Here is a 16526-nt window from a genome sequence, read left to right on the forward strand (position 1 = left end):
ACTCTTCTCCGTATGATGGGCGAGCAAAAGCGTCATGCTACACTGCGGGCACTGGCACCGATTTCATGAGGAGATATTTCATGGCCCGCACCGCGTCCCCGACCACCGTTTCCCCCTCTGCCGCGCTCCGTAGGAAAATCGCGTTGCTGCGCCTTATGCTGGCAGGCTGCCTGGGCTTGGGCCTCTTCACCCTGGGCGGCTGCGCTTCCAACCATCCCATCACGAAGTCGGGCGAGCAGTGCGCCTCGTGCCACAGCGACGGACGCATTGCCGCAGAGGGTGCCGGTTCCGCCAGCGCTATCGAAACGGGCCTCACGTTTGCCGTGGAGGGCGGCGATGAGGTGTATCTAGGCGCGGCGTCGGTGGCCGAAGATGGCACCATCATCCCCTCGCGCGACCGCACCCTGAAAGCCGACGAGCTCGGCTCCGTCACCGTGAGCAGCCCGGGCCTCTACGCCTTGAGCACTGGCGACATCGCCGGTCCCTCCTCAATCGTCCTCATCAATGCCACCGAGTCGGGTCCCACCGATGTCGTCGTGAAGCTATAGGCCCAGCGCTGCGCAAACTCCCGCTTCAACCTACGCTTCTTCCCTATTCACCGCAAATTATGCGGTGAATAGATTGCCAATCGCCGCATGAATCGCCATGCTGCGCGACATCAACGACCTTATAGCCAAAGGCCTGCTCGTGCGAGACGAAACAGCGGGCGGCCGTAGCACTTCCTACAAACTGGCGGGATGACGTAGACTCCGAGTTCAAAAAATGCTCAGCAACCAAGGCGCCTCTCTGCAAAATTTCCCGTCGCTGCATACGAGGCTGTCAGCTTTCGGGCACCCAGTTATCGATGAGCGATATAAGCTCCTGTCGAGAGTGAACGAGGCATTTCGCGTAAATATGGACAATGTGGGACCTGACGGTGTTGGTGCTCACGCAAAAAGATTCAGCGATAAATGACGAGCTGCGCCCCTTAGCAAAGAGCAGCATGACCTCGCACTCCCTCGCAGTTAGCTTGTAGGCCTCTGATACTGCCGCGGCTTTCTCGTCAAACGACAGCTCCCCCGCCGCTGCATCCTCTCCGGAAATGGGGGTATCCCCCCAAAGAAAGCCTGCGATTGTTTTATCGTTCAAAAGCCAAATCGCAGTTACGATGAGCAGCGAGACGAGCAAAAGTCCTAGCACCGAGTACGCATCTGACGAAAAGAAAAAATGCTCAACAACCGAGAGTCCCGAGCCAAGCGCTTGAGCGGCCCCCGTAAACACCGTGTTCCATCCAAAAACGCGCCACGCCGACAGACTGTTCCGCCTCACGAAGTCCATCAGCACATAGCAAATCACCAATTCGAACATGCCCTCGGCCGCTTCGACCAGCACCGTGGAGAACCAGGCAAAATCCCTATACACAGACATGAAGACAAAGGCGAACAGCATCGCTGTGACGGCGAGCTTCGATCCGATGGCCGGCTCTCTGTCGCGGGCAGCATACAGAACAAATAAAAGCATGAGCAGCGCGAGCGCATGGGCAAAGAACTCATGGGGCGTGTTGTCAATGTGAGAGTAATGGTAAACCGTGAACTGAAGAAAGCCGAAACTCGTCATGAGAACCCCTGCGCCTACCACAGCAGCCCAGCGCCAAGGCACCAATTTGAGCGGCTTCACGTCGGCAGTATCGCCGGAATCGGCAGCAGGCGTCCGCGCCGAGGCGGCAACGAGGATGCTGGAGCTCAGGGAGAACATGATTGCCGCAAGCAGGACAAGTACCGTTCCGTCAAGCGTCCACAATAAGGTTCCGGCCGTTGAGGCCAGTGCCGTCACCACAATTGCTCGCCGTCCGATATCCTCCGGACTATCCGAGAGCGCCTTCAGCCAACAAATCATGACGATGGCGGCGGCAACTACAAACAGGGAAAAGCCCGCCAGCATGAGAAGGGGCACCTGGGCGAACAGCGCGAATACGAACACCCCAATCAAACCGACGCTCGCAACGGCGTAGAGGGCGCCTCGTTTCATAAACACGTTTCCACGCGGACCGACCATCGCAAATAGAAGCCCCACGGCTATCACAAGGGGCCGAAGCGTCAGATACGTTGAAGTAGGAATATCCGGCGCGCCAAGACTTCGCGAAACGCAGAGGACCACCATTTCCTGAGAGGCCCAGCACAGCCCCAATCCAATCGCGAATGCCGCTGCAAAGAAGCCACTACCTTTACCGCCTCCCATGCCATGCCCTCCCTTTTTCGCCTCTTCAGTCGCTTAAATGCGCCTCATTGCAAGCTTTCCCCATTATAGAGCTACCTCTCTTCGAACGTGATCTCAGCCATGGCCCTGAACAGGAGAAATAAGATTTCACTCATTTTGCATGAGAGAGATTTTCCCGTATTTCACTCATTTCTCTTGGTTTCAAACTCCTCGGTGCGCCTTTACAGTCGTCCCGTCTTTTGGCGAAACCGCAATTCTCCAAAAGAGCAACGGAAACTTACGAAAGGAAAAGGGAATGGAAAAACACGGCTATATTCCGTCGGAGGGTCCCCAGCTTAACCGCCGCAACTTCCTGCACATGGCAGCGGCTGCAGGATTGGCAGGAGGAACTGTTTTGCTCGCTGGCTGCGCCCCCAAGCAAAGCTCCGACCCCGAAGCGCTCGCCGCAACCAGCGAGGCCAATGCCAAAAGCTCCTGGCGCACGGCTCCCGAGCCCATTGACGAGAGCCTGATCACCGACACGGTCGAAGCGGACGTCGTCATCATCGGTGGCGGCATTTCCGGAGTCAGCACGGGTGCCGCGGCCATCGAAAACGGCTTGAGCGTCATCGTGCTCGAGCAAAACGAGGAGCCCCGCATGATGGGCTTCGACTTCGGCGGCATCAACTCCACCCTGGCAAAAGAAGCCGGATTGGAGCTGTCGGATGAGGAAATCTACCAGATGGTTCGCGACTGGACTCATATGTCGGCCAACCGCGTGCGTCCGGACATCATTCTGAACTTCGTTCGCGAAAGCGGCCCGGCGCTGGACTGGGTCGTCGAGAAAGCCGTCAACTGGGGGTGCCGACCCGTGCTGGCGGCCATGAAGAGCGAGAGCGACACCTATTACAACTACATCCGCCCCATCGAGTTCCCCGACGGCCCGCTATACGACCCTTCCAAGGGCCAGTTCGGCGGCAACGACATCATCACGTGCCTTCGCAAGGAAGTCGAGGCGTCAGGCCAGTATCTGACCAACACGACGGCCGAGCAGCTCGAGAAAGAGGGCGAGAGCGTCACCGGCGTCATCGCGTCGAAGGGCGATGGAAGCTATGTGCGCTACAAGGCATCGAAGGGCGTCGTTTTGGCGACGGGCGATTTCGGCGCCAACGAGGAGATGATGGAAGAGCTCACCGAGTTCGACTTCGCCTCCTACAGCAACCCCCTCGACTACAGCAACGTCTCGCTCGGCACGGGCTTGGGACATCGCATGGGCCTTTGGGCCGGCGGCGTCTTCCAGATGGGACCTCAGCCCCTTATGCTTCTGCCGATGACTTACCCGTACTTCTATCTGCACGTCAACAACCTTGCCAAGCGCTACTGCAACGAGGACTGCGACTCGGTCAACATGTGCATCAATCAGCTTCAGCAGCCGAACGGAACCTCCTGGTCCATCTTCGATGCGAAATGGCGCACCGAGATTCCCGCGAGCCTTGAGGTGTCCGGCGGCATGAGCTGGGATCAAGACTTCCGCGAGCTAGGAACTCCCTGGAGCGTCGAAAACGAGGAGGCCTGGCTGCAGTACGAGCTCGAGTCAGGCTCGCTGGTTATGGCCGACACGCTGGAAGAGCTCGCCGAGAAAACCGAGCTTCCCCTGGAATCGCTCAAGGAAACCATTGCACGCTACAACGAGCTCGCCGAGGCGGGCAACGACCTCGACTTCGGAAAACGCCGCGAGCTTATGACCACCATCGCAGAGCCGCCTTTCTACGCATTGCGCATGCTCAGCGAAATGTGCGTGACGGTCGGCGGCCTCAACGTGGACGTCAACCACCAGCTTCTCGACGAGAACGCCAACCCCATCCCGGGCCTGTACGGAGTCGGCAATGTTGCCGCCGGCTTGTTCGGCGTTGACTACATCGAGGCCCCCGTGCCGGGCGTCAGCCTGGGCCGATGCGTGACGTTCGGCAAGAACCTCGGAGAGCACCTGGCAACTCTCTAGCGACGTTCAAAGCTATACCGCAGGGCCGCAGCGCCCTTTCCAGATCGGGCCCGCATCCCCCTCCCGTGCGGGCCCGATCCTATTGAAGCAGCTCCGGTTGCAGCAGAAACGGGATGACGCCCATGTAGGTTATGCCCCGCTCATCGGTCCACGGCTGCTGCGAACCGCCTACTATCACGTATTTCCTGAAGAAGTCGTCGCTCTTCAGAAGCGGAGTGATTTCCTGTTGTTTCTTCGCCTCGCCATCCAGACGGAAGGCCGACTGGATATACGCCCTCTCGTGACCGCGGTTCACCACGAAGTCGATCTCGCGCATTGCGTCAGTGCGCTTCCCGTCCTTCGTTTCCACAACGCGTACAGCACCCACATCGACCGAATAGCCGCGCATGGCAAGCTCGTTGAAGATGATGTTTTCCATGAGGTGCGTTTCCTCGATTTGCCGGAAATTAAGAAGAGCATTGCGCAGCCCTGCGTCGGTGGCGTAGAACTTCATAGGGTAATCGAAGTAGCGCTTGCCTTTGACGTCGTAGCGTTCGGCCTTCGAGAAGACGAAGGCGTCCTCGAGAGCATCCAGATAGCGCTTGACGGTTTTGTCGGAAACACCCGCTCGGGCCACTGAATTCATAGTATTCGCCAGCTTAGCTGGGTTGGTGAGCGAGCCCACAGCAGAAGCGAGCTCCTTAACCAGCTGATCGAGCGCTTCGACATTCTCGATATCGAAGCGCTCGACGATATCCGCCCGGTAGACCGTATTGAACAGTCCTTTCAGGTAGACCTCGCGCTCTCGGTCGTCAGATTCAAGCACTGCGACAGGCATTCCGCCATATACCAGATAGCGGCTCCAAGCGTCGGCTTTCTCAAGCCCGCTGTAGTTGCAATACTCCGCAAAGCTCAACGGCCACATGCGGATTTCGCTGCCGCGATCGCGAAAGTTGGTCACGATATCGGACGAAAGCATGCGAGAGTTGCTGCCCGTTACATACACGTCCAAATTGTCTCGCGCAATAAGGTCGTTGAGCACATCGTAGAAGGTCGTGTAGAGAAGGTCGCGATCCTCCTTGGGAACCAGGCTCTCATCCACACCGGGGCGCTTCACTCGATAACTCAGCTGGATTTCATCAATGAACACATAGTGCGTATCCGGAGAGGTAGCACGCTCCACTATGTACTGGTACAGCTTCTCGGGGTTGCGCAGATCCTCGAACTCCTTGCGGTCGAGGGCAATGTCGATAATCCGATCGTTTCTCACGCCGTTTGCCAAAAGGTGAGCTCGGTACAGATTCGACAAGAGGAAGGACTTCCCGCAACGGCGAATACCGGTGATGATTTTCACGCGGCCATTATGTTGTTTTGCAATGAGCTTCTCCAAATAGCGGGGACGTTCGATGACGGCCATGGCTCACCTCCAAATTATATGGCTCCGAACTTCACCCACAAAGTGGGAAAGTTCGGAGCCATATTACCGCTTATTGTGGCTTTTTTCAATTTTTGGCTCCGAACTTCACCCACAAAGTGGGAAAGTTCGGAGCCGAGCTAGCCGAGCGCCTTAAGGAAATCCGCAGCAGCGATACTCCCTAGTCCTCCATGTACGCGCCGGTTTGGCGGTTCCAGAGGCGGGCGTACTCGCCGCCCTTGGCGACCAGCTCGGCATGGGGGCCGTCCTCCTCGATCTTGCCGTGGGAGAGCACGACGATGCGATCGAGACTCGCCACCGTGGACAGGCGGTGCGCCACCACGATGGCCGTGCGGCCCTCCATGAGCCGGCCCAAAGCCTCCTGCACCGCCGCCTCGCTTTCCGAATCGAGCGCGCTCGTGGCCTCATCCAGCACGAGGATGGGACAGTCGGCAAGCATCGCCCGGGCGATGGCGATGCGCTGGCGCTGACCGCCCGACAGCTTGATACCGCGCTCACCGGTGATGGTATCGAAACCCTGAGGCAGCGCCTCAATGAACTCGAGCGCATTGGCTGCCCGAGCCGCTTCGCGAATCTCACCCATAGTGGCATCGGGTCGTCCGTAGGCAATGTTCTCGGCGATGGAGCGATGGAACAGCAGCGCTTCCTGGGGCACATAGGCAATCTGTCGGCGCAGGCTCTGCTGGGTGATATCGGCCACGTTCTGGCCATCCACCAAAATCTCGCCCTCCTGAATGTCGGCCAAACGCAGCAGCAGCTTCGTGAGCGTCGTCTTCCCCGCGCCGGACATGCCCACCAAGCCCACGCGCTGACCAGCGGGAATCTTCAGATTGAAGTCCTTGAACACCTGAGTGCGCACGTTGCCGTCGGTGTACCAGAAGTTGATGCCCTTGAAGTTGATGTCGCCCAGCTCCACCTCCAGCGGCTTCGCATCGGGTCTGTCCGCCACAAGCAGCGGCTCGTCGAGCACCGCCGTAAGACCGCTCGCATCGCCCAAGGCCTGGTTGATGCGCTGCAAGCCCGTGTTTATGAAGTTGAACTGGTTGGTGACCGTGTTCGTATAGGTGAACATGAGAATGATGGTGCCCGGCGTGATACCGAACCACGCGTTTCCTCCGGACATGAACACCGTCACCACGCTCATGATGACCACCGTGATAGCCGCCGTCACAATACCGCGCGTGAGCGAGGCGCGCATGCGCTTGGAGTCGCGAGCCACCACCTCGCGATTGGCCACGTCGAACAGCCCTCGCTCGTAGTCCTCGCGCCCGTAGGTCTTCACGGCCAGGATGTTCGTGACCGCATCCGACAGCTCACCGGACAGCTGGTTTTGGGCGCCAGCCGCCTGCTCATTCAAATGCAGGATGCGCTTGTACATGAGGTAACTGATAACTGCATACACCGCGAGCAGCACCATGAGCACCGCCGCGTACATCGGCACGGCCGGAAACAGAATGAGACAGGTGAACGTAATGGAGCAAAGAATCGGCAGAAACGGGAAGTTCATCGTCTGCAGAAGCTGCGTATAGCCGGCCATGAACTTTGATGTCTGGCTCACAAGCGTGCCGCCGAAGCGATTGGAATGAAACGACAGCGACTGGCGGCACAGCGTATCGAAAGCCGTGGTGGCCAGGTCGTAGTTCACGGCGATCTGCAGCTTCCAAAGCGTGTAGTCCTGTAACTTGGAACATGTCTGGCCCGCCAGATTGATGCCGATGAGCGCCGCAATGTAGGGCCCGAACACCGCGAACACCTCGTCGGAGGCCACCGGGGCCGCGCTGATGCGGTCCACGATGAGGCTCATCACGTAGGGGTTGCCGTAGGTGAGGAAGCCACAGAACCCGATGGTGGAGGCGACGAGCGCCACGAACAGACCCAAATGGCGGCGCGTGGCCAGCCAGTAGTAATGCAAACTCCGCATCGTCAACGATTGCTTCTTCGCCATAGCTCCTCTTCTCCTAACTCCTCGCGGTCGGGGCGCGGGGTAATGCTCAGTCGCTCAGACAGTCCTCGCTCGGCGAAACAGGACATTTAGTCCTGTTTCGTTCGCTGCGGAACTCGCTTGGTGAGCACCACCCCGCGCCCCTCTGCGCTCAGCCGCAGTTGAGCAGGCGGGGGACAGGGGGCGTGCCTCCACGCGCAGTTCCGCAGCGACTGGGAATGCCCAGTGGGCATTCCCACCAAGCGAGGACTGTCTGAGCATGGAGGTATGCCCCCTGGCCCCCGCCGGGCAACCCTAGTGCGCCAGCAGTTCCGTTATCTCGCCATTCGACAAAATGGTGAGGTGGCGGGTGGCGCGGCTTAGGGTGGTGTAGAGGCGGCGGCGGGCGAGGTCGGTTTCGGGGAAGGCGCGCGCCGAGGCATCGGGGATGATGACGCGGTCGAACTCAAGGCCCTTCGCCAGGGCAAGCGGCACCACGACGATGCCGGCCCCGGGCAAGCTGTCGCCCTCACCGAGCACCGTGACCGATACCGCATCACCGAGCGTCTTCGCCAGGCGCTTGGCGTCGCTTTTCCACGGCACGATGACCGCCGTAAGGCCGCCGGCCTCGCGAGCCACTCGCACGGCGTCGGCCAAAGCCGCCTTCCACTCCTCGGCGCCGGCGCACACAATAACTTCCGGCGCGGGGGCCTCGCGCTGGACCGAGGCGACCTCCATGGCCTCGCCCTCGGGCAGAAGGCGGGCGAACAGGTCGGTGATAGCCGGCGTGGAGCGATAGCTCGTCATGAGGCGGCACGAGGACACCGCGCCGCGCTCCTGCTCGAACACCGCGCGCATCTCATCCCACGTGGCCGTTCCCTCGAAAATGGCCTGATTCGGGTCGCCCAGAAGCAGGAAGTGGGCCCGCCGGAAGTAGCGGGCGAGCACGGCCAGTTGGCCTTCCGAGTAGTCCTGGGCCTCGTCGATCATGACGTAGCGGGCCTCGGGGTTGCCCAAACCAGTGAGCGCCATCTTCAAGTAGACCCACTCCACCGAGGTCAGGCCCTCGCGGCCGAGCAGGCGAGCCGCCACGCGATCGACGTTCAGCCAATCCATAGAGGCCATGGCCGCCAGCGCGTCGGCGTGCTTCTCTTCCAAATAGGTCATAGCCAGCGAGCGGGCCTCTTCGTCGCTTTGCGGATCGAAAACCTCGCCGAACAGGCGCAGCTGCTCGTCCACGGAAAGAGAGGCAATCTCGTCATGGGTGCTCTCCTGGGCTGCGAGCGACTTCAAGCGCGCGGTCAGGCGGTTCGTCAGCTCCTCGCCCATAAGCGTGGCGCGGTGCGGGCCGGCCGGCAGATTCGCGAACTTCGCCGACACCTTCTCAACCGCGTCTCCGCCGATGAGGCGCACGCCGGCGCTCACGATGTCGCGGAAATCGCTGCGCGTGAACTCGAAGGAGGCCACAGCCTCATCGATGGCGCGCAAACGAGAAAGCGGCACGTCACCCTCGCCCACGCCGCGGCCCTCGGGCAGAAGCGGCAAGAGGAACTCTTCCCAGGTGAGAATCTCCGGATTGCGCTCGCCTAAGTCGGGCAGCACGCGGTCGATGTAGCGGCCGAACACCGGGTTCGGCGAGATGAGATACACCTGGGTCGGATCCAGGGCGCCGCGGTGCTGGTAGAACAGATACGCAATGCGCTGCATGAGCACCGAGGTCTTGCCCGAACCGGCGATGCCCGCCACCTGCAGCACGGGCACGTCCTCGTGGCGCACCACCAGGTTCTGCTCGCGCTGGATGGTGGCCGTGATGGCCTGCATGTGGGCCGACCGTCCGCGGGCGAGTGAGGCGAGCAGCAGCTTGTCCTCGATAGCCACATCGGAGTCGAAGTAGGTGATGAGGCGGTCTTCCTCGATTTCGAACTGGCGGCGCAGCTGCAAATCCACGTGAATGGTGCGCCCGTCGGCCACGTAGGAGGTGGGGCCCATGGTCTGGTTGTAGTACACCTCGGCCACGGGGCTGCGCCAGTCCACCACCAATCGGCGGTAGTTCTCATCGGACACGCCCGCTGAACCGATATAGAGTTCCTTGGCCGGCTGGCCCTCCTTGAACTGGAGCACGATTTTCGCGAAGTAGGGCTCGCGCAGCAACACCTCCACCGCGCGCAGGCGCTCGGCCTGCACGGAGTTGGCCATATCGTGGGCCTCGATGATGTTGTTCATGGCCACGATGTCGGCATGGGTTTCCAGGATGTCATCCCAGGTGGCGAAGTTCACAGCCAGCTCGTCGGCCATGTTTTTCTTATCCTCGGCGGCCTGGGCGGCCACCGCCTCCATGGCGGCCAGCGCATCGCGCCCGATCTTCTCCAGCTTGCCGTAGGTCTCGCTCAGATGGGCCTGTTCCGCCGCGAAGACAGCATCGGCGTTCTCCCTAGACAAGGATGCCCTCGCAATGGTCGATCATGTGCTGGACGGCCTGGGCGGAGTTGCCCTCGAGCTTCTTCTTCGCCGGCACGAGCTTGCCATCCTGCAGGCGGTCGTAGGCCACGCGAATCCAGTCGTAGCGCATAACGCCCGTGGGCTCCTCGCGGGAGAGGCACGCCTCCACCGCCGTGTAGGGCTTAAGCTTCTGGGAAATCTTCGGGTTGTACATGACCACCGGCTTGCCGGCCTCGTTCAGATAGGCGACGATGCACTTCGTCTCGCCGATCTGGTTGGCGGCCAAACACACCGCCTCGTCGCTGGCGAGCAGCGTCTCCACCAAATCGTCGGCAATGGCCGCGTCTTCGGCCGTCGCCGGCTCGCAGGGCTTCGACAGGATTTCCTCGTCGGTGATAATCTCCTTGATCACAGGGGCTCCTTTGGGGTTTCGCGCCGGCCCGTGCCGTCGCGCTCATGGAAAAATGCGACTAAAGAGTATACACTACCGCGCCCCCGAAGCCGAAAGCTCGCCCAGTTTCGCGCAAGAGTGTTCGCAGGCCGGCAGTTGAGGTCGAAAACGAGCCCGCTCCCGCATAGAAGCCGCCGCTTTTCGTCAGCATTGCCGGAAACGGCGCCGCTTCCGGCACCGGGGCCCCTTATCGCCCTCGTCTGGGCGGGAACGCACGCGTTTCCGGCACCATGTCCCCTCGTTGCCCCCGTCCGGGCGGGAACGGGCGCGCTTCCGCCCACATTCCCCTGTTTCGCCTCCGCGGATGCGGAAACGGGTGCGTTCCCGCCCACATTCCCCCGCGTCGCCCCCGCGGATGCGGAAACGGGCGCGTTTCCGGCCAAACAATGCGATGACAGCCGCGCGGGCAGACCGCTTACGTGCGAAGAGGTGGGCTATGCTGGCGTCATCTGAGCTGGCACAATCACCGAAACACAAGGAGGTCGCCATGGCAGCAGGAAGTCATCGAGCGCTGAAGATAGTAGGCATCGTTGCGGGCGTTATCGTGGGTCTCGCGCTCATTGCCGTGCTGGGCTTGAACATTTACATCCGCTCTACCTTCGCGCCGTTCTTCGAACGCGCGGAATCGCCCTTCGACATTCCCGGCATCAGCACCGGCTTCGTTCCCCAGGACCTCGACCACGTGGAAGCCGACGATTCGTGGCTGTTCAGCGGATACATGGCCGACCACTCTCCGTCTCCGTTGTACCGCCGCACCGCGGACGGCACGGTGCAGACCCTTTACGTTACCCTACCCGACGGCAGCTCCTACGACGGTCACGGATCGGCCATCACCACCAACGAGCAGTATGCCTACCTCGCCTGCGAAGAGGGCTACCTCGTCATCCCTATGGACAGCCTGCTGTTCGCGGAAGATGGCGCAACCGTCCAGGCCACAGAGAAGGTGGAGGTCGACTTCTCCCCTGCCTTCATGAACATCGAAGAGGGGCAGCTGCTGCTGGGCAACTTCTACTACCCGGGCGATTACGAGACGCCGGATAACCACCACATCACGACGCCCGATGGCACCGAGAACCCCGCCATCATGTACGCCTTCGCGGCCGATCCCGCCAACCCCGGTCGCTTCGCCACCGTGCCCGACAATGCATTTTCCATCCCCGGCATGGTGCAGGGTACGTGTCTTACGCCCGAGGGGAAGGTGGTGCTCTCCACCTCGTTCGGCCTCGCGCCGTCGCATTTGCTCGTCTACGACGTGAACCTTGCCGCCCCCGATGGCACCTTCACCACCAATGCCGGCGATGAGGTGCCGCTGTACTGCCTGGATTCCCGCAATCTCGCCGAAGAGGTGACCGGCCCGCCCATGCAGGAGGGCATCGAGTCCCACGAAGGCCGCGTCTACACGAGCGACGAATCGGCCTCCAACAAGTACATCTTCGGTAAGCTCTGCGGCGCCGGCCGCGTCTACGCACTGGAACTGTAGGCTTTAGCCAATCGTCACAAGGCGGTTTTGGAAGGCGACGGAAACCGCCGCGGAAACGCCCCGATTGGCAATGAACCCTTGGAAGGTTTCGCGAGGCAGGTGGCAGGTAACGCAGAAAAACAAGGGAGTCGCACCCACACTCAGGCGTGACTCCCCGTATTGGTCTTTTCTTAACGTTTGTGCCTATTGTTTGGGCGCCCCAGGAGCTTTCGGCACCGCAGGAATCTTGGGCACCGCAGGAATGGAAGGCGCCTCAGGAATAGTGGGAGCTGACGATGGTGCAGGCTTTTCCTTTGCTCCGCAATGGGGGCAGGCATCGGCATCGGCGGGTACTTCACCGCCGCATTGCGGACATTTCATCGGGCCAGCATCAACAACGGGTGGTCTGAAACACATAACATATCCTTTCAATCGTAACCTAACGGAGCATTAAATGACGGGGCAGATGCTTCTCGTCACGAAACCCTACACAACCAAGTCCTTCTCTTGGTCAGCGTGAGGCGGAAAGCCCGTGACCTTGTGCGCGACCATAAACGCCAGCGGCATGGTCATCACAACGGTAAAAATCGTGTAGAGCCACTTCGTCAGCAGGCCATCCATGTAGCGGTTCATAAACGAGATTGGCATTCCGGTATCGCCCATAAAAGTCCCGAAGCCCGAATGAATAGCGGTCATAACAAAATTCAAGATACAGAAGAAGAATGTTCCGCAAATGAGCGCCGAAAGCAAGGAGACGCCGACTCGCGACGAGGCTCCCACGGCATGGGCAAAGGTCTCGCCCATCTTCCGGATGGGAAACACCATGCCGATAACCCAGGCAATGCAGAACCCGATGCCGAAATCGACGGCGAAGCTCTCGGGCAGGATGGGGAATCCGCCCACTGAGGCCGAGGCCAAGGTAACGACGGCGCTCATCACCGCCGAGAAGATAACGTTGTAAATGGCATTGAACGCAAAGGCCTTCGCTTTCATAGTACTCCCTCATGAGTAGTTTTGCGCAGTCAGTCGGCTGGGTCAGAACGATTTCCCGCCCAACCGACACGCTGACCGCAAGCTTTACAGTTTGAACAATTCGATAGCACCGATATTGACATCCTCGCCGCTCGCATCGGCGGCGACGGTCCGAGGCAGGTAGCCCTCGGCCTCAATGGTTACCATGTAGCGCTTGGCGGGAATCTGCTTGAACCAGAAGTCGCCAAAATCATCAGTATCAACGGCGCCCATCTCGGTACCTTCCTCATCGGTCAAGGTAACGGCAGCTCCGATGACGACCTCATCGGCCTCCAGGTCGTACACCTCACCCGCTACGAAGCGCTTGGGGTAGTTCAGATAGTACACACGAGGGGCGCAATCTGAATCGCACGGATAATATTCCGCCTGGGCGATTTCCTCCGCGAAATCTTCTTCGTCACCAAATCGCAGCGCTCCGGTGGCACACATGTCTACGCAGCGGGGAACACTCCAGCCATCGTCGAGCAGGTGGGCGCACCCAGTACACTTCTGGGGAATTTCCAGCGCGTCGTTCCAATAGACCGCGCCGTAAGGGCACGCGTCCACGATGGCCCGCTGCCCCTTTGATTTCTCGGGATCGACAATAACGAGCCCGTCCTCACGACGATACACGGCACCGTCCTGCGCCGCCTTCATGCAGGGGGCGTCCTCGCAATGCATACACGGCTTGGCCACGTAGGAAATCATGACTTTGGGCACACTGCCGCGAACATGCTCCTCAACCTTCATCCAGAACTGACCCGTATCGGGCTCCGCCGCCGCATAGGGAGGCCATGCTCGATCGCAGTGCTCGTCCTTGCAGGCAATTTGGCAGTTGTGACATCCGTTGCACTTCGCAGGGTCGATAACGAAAACCTTGCCCATTTCTCTACTCCTTCACGATTCGCGCCGATGCGACCAGACCCTCTGCGGGATCGTAATCGCGATTGAACTGGTCGGGATATTGCTTAGCCAGCTCCAGGACGTCGACCTTCTCGATGTTCACCAAAAAGCCGTTGGTTACTTCTCCAGGTGCATTCTTCGATGTAGTTGCCCCGGGGCAGATAAGGTTATTTGCACCGCCTCGATCAAGACCGCCCGTGCCCGTTACGATGGCGTCGACACGAGCGCCATGATCCTGACTGAGAGCACCAGGCATAATACGCTCGGTTACCTTCAAGGCGCCCAGCACACGGCCGCGCTCGTTGTAGAGGCTGACGATATCGCCGTCCTTGAGGCCGCGAGCGCGAGCATCGAGGGGGTTCATCCACACCGGCTCGTAAAGGTAGCCATCGGGGCCTTCAATCTTGCACATGTCAATCTCACGGAGCCAACTTACATCGTCGAGCTGAGCATGCACACGGAAACGCGGATGGTTCGACACGAGCAGGAAGGGGTAGTCCTTTCCGCGCTCATTGGTGAGGCGCTCGTGATGGGCTTCGGATTCCTCGATCCAGTGGGGAACTGGCGGACGCTCCTCATCGCCCGGCCAATGATCGGCAATACCCGTTGCATAGAACTCAATCTTGCCGGTAGGCGTTGTGAGAGGATTGCCCTCAGGGTCTTCGACGAAAGACGTCATGCCGATGGGATCGTCGTACCAGTCGTCCGCGAAGGGAATGGGGAGATAGCCCTTTTCCAAGAACTCGTCGTAATCCAGACGATGGTCGAGACCACCGACACTGTAGGCGATTTTCTTCAAGGTCTGCAGCGAAGGCTCACCAAAGGGATGAGGATCGTCAAAAGCCATCTTCTCGTCACCTGTGCGGCCATCATCCTGGCGGTAATCCTCATCTTCGGCATAGCAGAGCGTCTCCATGAGCTTCTCTTCCAGTCCGAGCTTGGCGGCGATGGCGAGAACGGCCTCAATATCGCTCTTCGACTCACCCACAGGAGCTATGGCCTGTTCCTCGTTCACTACGATGTCATTGATGCCGCCTTGGCTCGACTTAGAGATATCATCCTGCTCGAGCTTCGTTGAAATGGGCAAAATGATATCGGCGAATAGCGTGTCATTCTCCATCCACTGATGCTGGGCCAGCATGAACTCGATTGAGGAATCGCGCAGGGCGTCCTGCATACGATTGCCGCCGTTCCAGCAGGTCGACCAACAGGGACTGTCAGTCCAGAACATATGGATGCGCGACGCATCAGCAGCCGGGTATTCGAACTTGTTGAACTGGTCTTCGCGCGGCAAGGCACACAGCACATGGCCGTACCAAGAGAGCTTCTCCCCTTCTGGAAGCGTAATGGCATCCGGCACAAGCGTCTGCGGCACAAACCAGCGAAGGCCCGATCCTTGCACATGGCCCGTGAAAGCCTTGCCAAGGTAGGTGCCCCACTCGGAACGCGGCATGGGGTTGAGCGTATTCATGCCGAACAGGCCCCACTCGATGAGCTTGAACATGTTGCGACCGGGCTTGCCCACGCCCTGCATGGCGAGCAAGGCCACCTCAAGACGGGCGGGCTCATGGGCGAAGACCGAACGAATGAAACCGCCGCCATTGCAGTGGATAATGGAAGTGCGTTTCTTCGCCCAGTAACGAGCAAGTGCCTTAATCTGGCGCGACGGAACGCCGCACTTTTGCTCCGCCCACTTCGGCGTCTTGGGAACGCCGTCCTCACCGCCGAGCACATAGTAAGAAAAGTTCTCGAACCCGACCGCGTGCGAATCGAGGTACTCCTGATCATAAGTGCCCTCTTTGAGCCAGGTGTAGGCGATGGCGAGCTGCAAGGCCGCATCGGTGTTGGGGAGCACAGGAATCCACTTGTCGGCGTGAACGGCCGCCGCGTAGTTGAGGTCGGGGCAAATATAGACGGATTTGATGCCAATCTCGCTCCAGAAGTAGCAAATGCGCGAAGGAGTCTGTCCGCCCCAACCCCACGGCGTCGTTTCTGGATCGCATCCCCAGAACAGGGCGAGCTCGCAATTTTCCGAAATGTCGCGGAACAGATTCTGCTGGAGCGACTGCTGACCGATGGGGTCCATGCCCCACATGTGCTTGGCTCCCCAGTACCAGCCTTCCCAGCTGTCGGGTTGGCGGGACTGCACCGTGTAACCGCCCAGCAAATCCATCAGACGCGTCGAACACCCGTGGCCGCCGCCCAGAAGCTTTGACTCGCCGTGACCGTCACCCTGAATGAACACCGACGACGGGCCATATTCGTCGATACAGCGCTGGATCTCCTTGGCGATGATGTCGGTCGCCTCATCCCAGCTGATGCGCTCGTAGCCGCTAATGCCGCGGTTCTGCGGATTGCGCTCCCCTTCTGGGTCGAAGTCGACGCGTTTGAGCGGATAGGGAACGCGATTCTTCGAGTAAGCGCGCTTCTTATAGCCCAGGGCATGAGGCGGAAGCGTCGTCTTCGTTCCCGGATCGATGCTGTGGCCGCGTACTTCCAACTTCCAGGTATGCAGGTCCTCCTCCGCATACTTGTCGGTCAGATCGAGGGGGCGAACACGCACGATCTCGCCATCGAGCAAATCGATGGCCGCCGTATTCGACCCCTCGCCAAAGCCCAGCAAACCCGTGGTCATGTAGACGGTCTTGTCTGCAGTCTTCGACATGGTCACCCTACCTTTCTCTCCTTTTCGTTTGCCGATGAGAAAAAGATAGGTCCCTCGGGCACCAAAGCGTCCCCTTCAAATATTGA

Annotated in this window: 11 protein-coding genes; 3 read left to right on the forward strand and 8 right to left on the reverse strand. The window is 59.8% G+C overall.

Translation table 11 applies throughout. The annotated features are described in order from the left end of the window. Positions 1-80: 80 nt before the first annotated feature. On the forward strand, positions 81-548 hold the full coding sequence (locus VJ923_RS01590) for a hypothetical protein (protein ID WP_326437836.1): 468 nt from the start codon (positions 81-83) through the stop codon (positions 546-548). Between the two features lie 271 nt (positions 549-819). On the opposite strand, the gene VJ923_RS01595 is transcribed toward VJ923_RS01590, so the two are convergent. Beyond that, positions 820-2217, reverse strand: coding sequence for a helix-turn-helix transcriptional regulator (locus VJ923_RS01595; RefSeq protein ID WP_326437838.1), 1398 nt, complete (start codon positions 2215-2217; stop codon positions 820-822). 274 nt (positions 2218-2491) lie between these two features. Here VJ923_RS01595 and VJ923_RS01600 point away from each other — a divergent pair, with 274 nt between their 5' ends. Beyond that, a complete protein-coding gene (locus tag VJ923_RS01600) occupies positions 2492-4177 on the forward strand; it encodes an FAD-dependent oxidoreductase (protein ID WP_326437840.1) in 1686 nt (561 codons plus the stop codon). Positions 4178-4256: 79 nt separating this feature from the next. Here the strand turns inward: VJ923_RS01600 and VJ923_RS01605 are convergent, their stop codons facing one another. The 4 genes from VJ923_RS01605 to VJ923_RS01620 form a co-directional block, all read right to left on the reverse strand. Next, positions 4257-5573, reverse strand: a complete 1317-nt coding sequence (locus VJ923_RS01605) for an ATP-binding protein (RefSeq protein WP_326437842.1) — start codon at positions 5571-5573, stop codon at positions 4257-4259. A 178-nt stretch (positions 5574-5751) separates the two neighbouring features. After that, positions 5752-7536, reverse strand: coding sequence for an ABC transporter ATP-binding protein (locus VJ923_RS01610; RefSeq protein WP_326437844.1), 1785 nt, complete (start codon positions 7534-7536; stop codon positions 5752-5754). 291 nt (positions 7537-7827) lie between these two features. Continuing rightward, positions 7828-9951: a HelD family protein gene (locus VJ923_RS01615; protein ID WP_326437846.1), complete on the reverse strand. Its 2124-nt coding sequence runs from the start codon at positions 9949-9951 to the stop codon at positions 7828-7830. Next, complete coding sequence (locus VJ923_RS01620) at positions 9944-10363, reverse strand: peptide deformylase (RefSeq protein ID WP_326437848.1); 420 nt, start codon at positions 10361-10363, stop codon at positions 9944-9946. Before VJ923_RS01620 ends, VJ923_RS01615 begins: the two co-directional genes overlap by 8 nt. 526 nt (positions 10364-10889) lie before the next feature. On the opposite strand from VJ923_RS01620, the gene VJ923_RS01625 reads away from it, so the two are divergent. After that, a complete protein-coding gene (locus tag VJ923_RS01625) occupies positions 10890-11882 on the forward strand; it encodes a hypothetical protein (protein ID WP_326437850.1) in 993 nt (330 codons plus the stop codon). 465 nt (positions 11883-12347) lie between these two features. On the opposite strand, the gene VJ923_RS01630 is transcribed toward VJ923_RS01625, so the two are convergent. The 3 genes from VJ923_RS01630 to VJ923_RS01640 all read right to left on the reverse strand — a co-directional run bounded on the left by VJ923_RS01630 (position 12348) and on the right by VJ923_RS01640 (position 16440). Next, positions 12348-12854, reverse strand: coding sequence for a hypothetical protein (locus VJ923_RS01630; RefSeq protein WP_326437852.1), 507 nt, complete (start codon positions 12852-12854; stop codon positions 12348-12350). Positions 12855-12938: 84 nt separating this feature from the next. Beyond that, positions 12939-13757 carry a 4Fe-4S dicluster domain-containing protein gene (locus tag VJ923_RS01635; RefSeq protein ID WP_326437854.1) on the reverse strand — a complete coding sequence of 273 codons (819 nt, stop codon included), beginning with the start codon at positions 13755-13757 and terminating at the stop codon, positions 12939-12941. A 4-nt stretch (positions 13758-13761) separates the two neighbouring features. Next, the gene (locus VJ923_RS01640) at positions 13762-16440 is read right to left on the reverse strand and encodes a molybdopterin-dependent oxidoreductase (RefSeq protein WP_326437856.1); all 2679 of its coding nucleotides are present in this window, start codon (positions 16438-16440) and stop codon (positions 13762-13764) included. Between the last annotated feature and the right edge of the window lie 86 nt (positions 16441-16526).

The organism is Adlercreutzia shanghongiae (assembly GCF_035830635.1).
Taxonomy (GTDB): Bacteria; Actinomycetota; Coriobacteriia; order Coriobacteriales; family Eggerthellaceae; genus Adlercreutzia; species Adlercreutzia shanghongiae.

Coding starts and splice junctions, on each gene's coding strand:
- VJ923_RS01590 (WP_326437836.1), top strand. CDS start 81: ATGGCCCGCACCGCGTCCCCGACCACCGTTTCCCCCTCTGCCGCGCTC.
- VJ923_RS01595 (WP_326437838.1), bottom strand. CDS start 2,217: ATGGGAGGCGGTAAAGGTAGTGGCTTCTTTGCAGCGGCATTCGCGATT.
- VJ923_RS01600 (WP_326437840.1), top strand. CDS start 2,492: ATGGAAAAACACGGCTATATTCCGTCGGAGGGTCCCCAGCTTAACCGC.
- VJ923_RS01605 (WP_326437842.1), bottom strand. CDS start 5,573: ATGGCCGTCATCGAACGTCCCCGCTATTTGGAGAAGCTCATTGCAAAA.
- VJ923_RS01610 (WP_326437844.1), bottom strand. CDS start 7,536: ATGGCGAAGAAGCAATCGTTGACGATGCGGAGTTTGCATTACTACTGG.
- VJ923_RS01625 (WP_326437850.1), top strand. CDS start 10,890: ATGGCAGCAGGAAGTCATCGAGCGCTGAAGATAGTAGGCATCGTTGCG.
- VJ923_RS01630 (WP_326437852.1), bottom strand. CDS start 12,854: ATGAAAGCGAAGGCCTTTGCGTTCAATGCCATTTACAACGTTATCTTC.
- VJ923_RS01635 (WP_326437854.1), bottom strand. CDS start 13,757: ATGGGCAAGGTTTTCGTTATCGACCCTGCGAAGTGCAACGGATGTCAC.
- VJ923_RS01640 (WP_326437856.1), bottom strand. CDS start 16,440: ATGTCGAAGACTGCAGACAAGACCGTCTACATGACCACGGGTTTGCTG.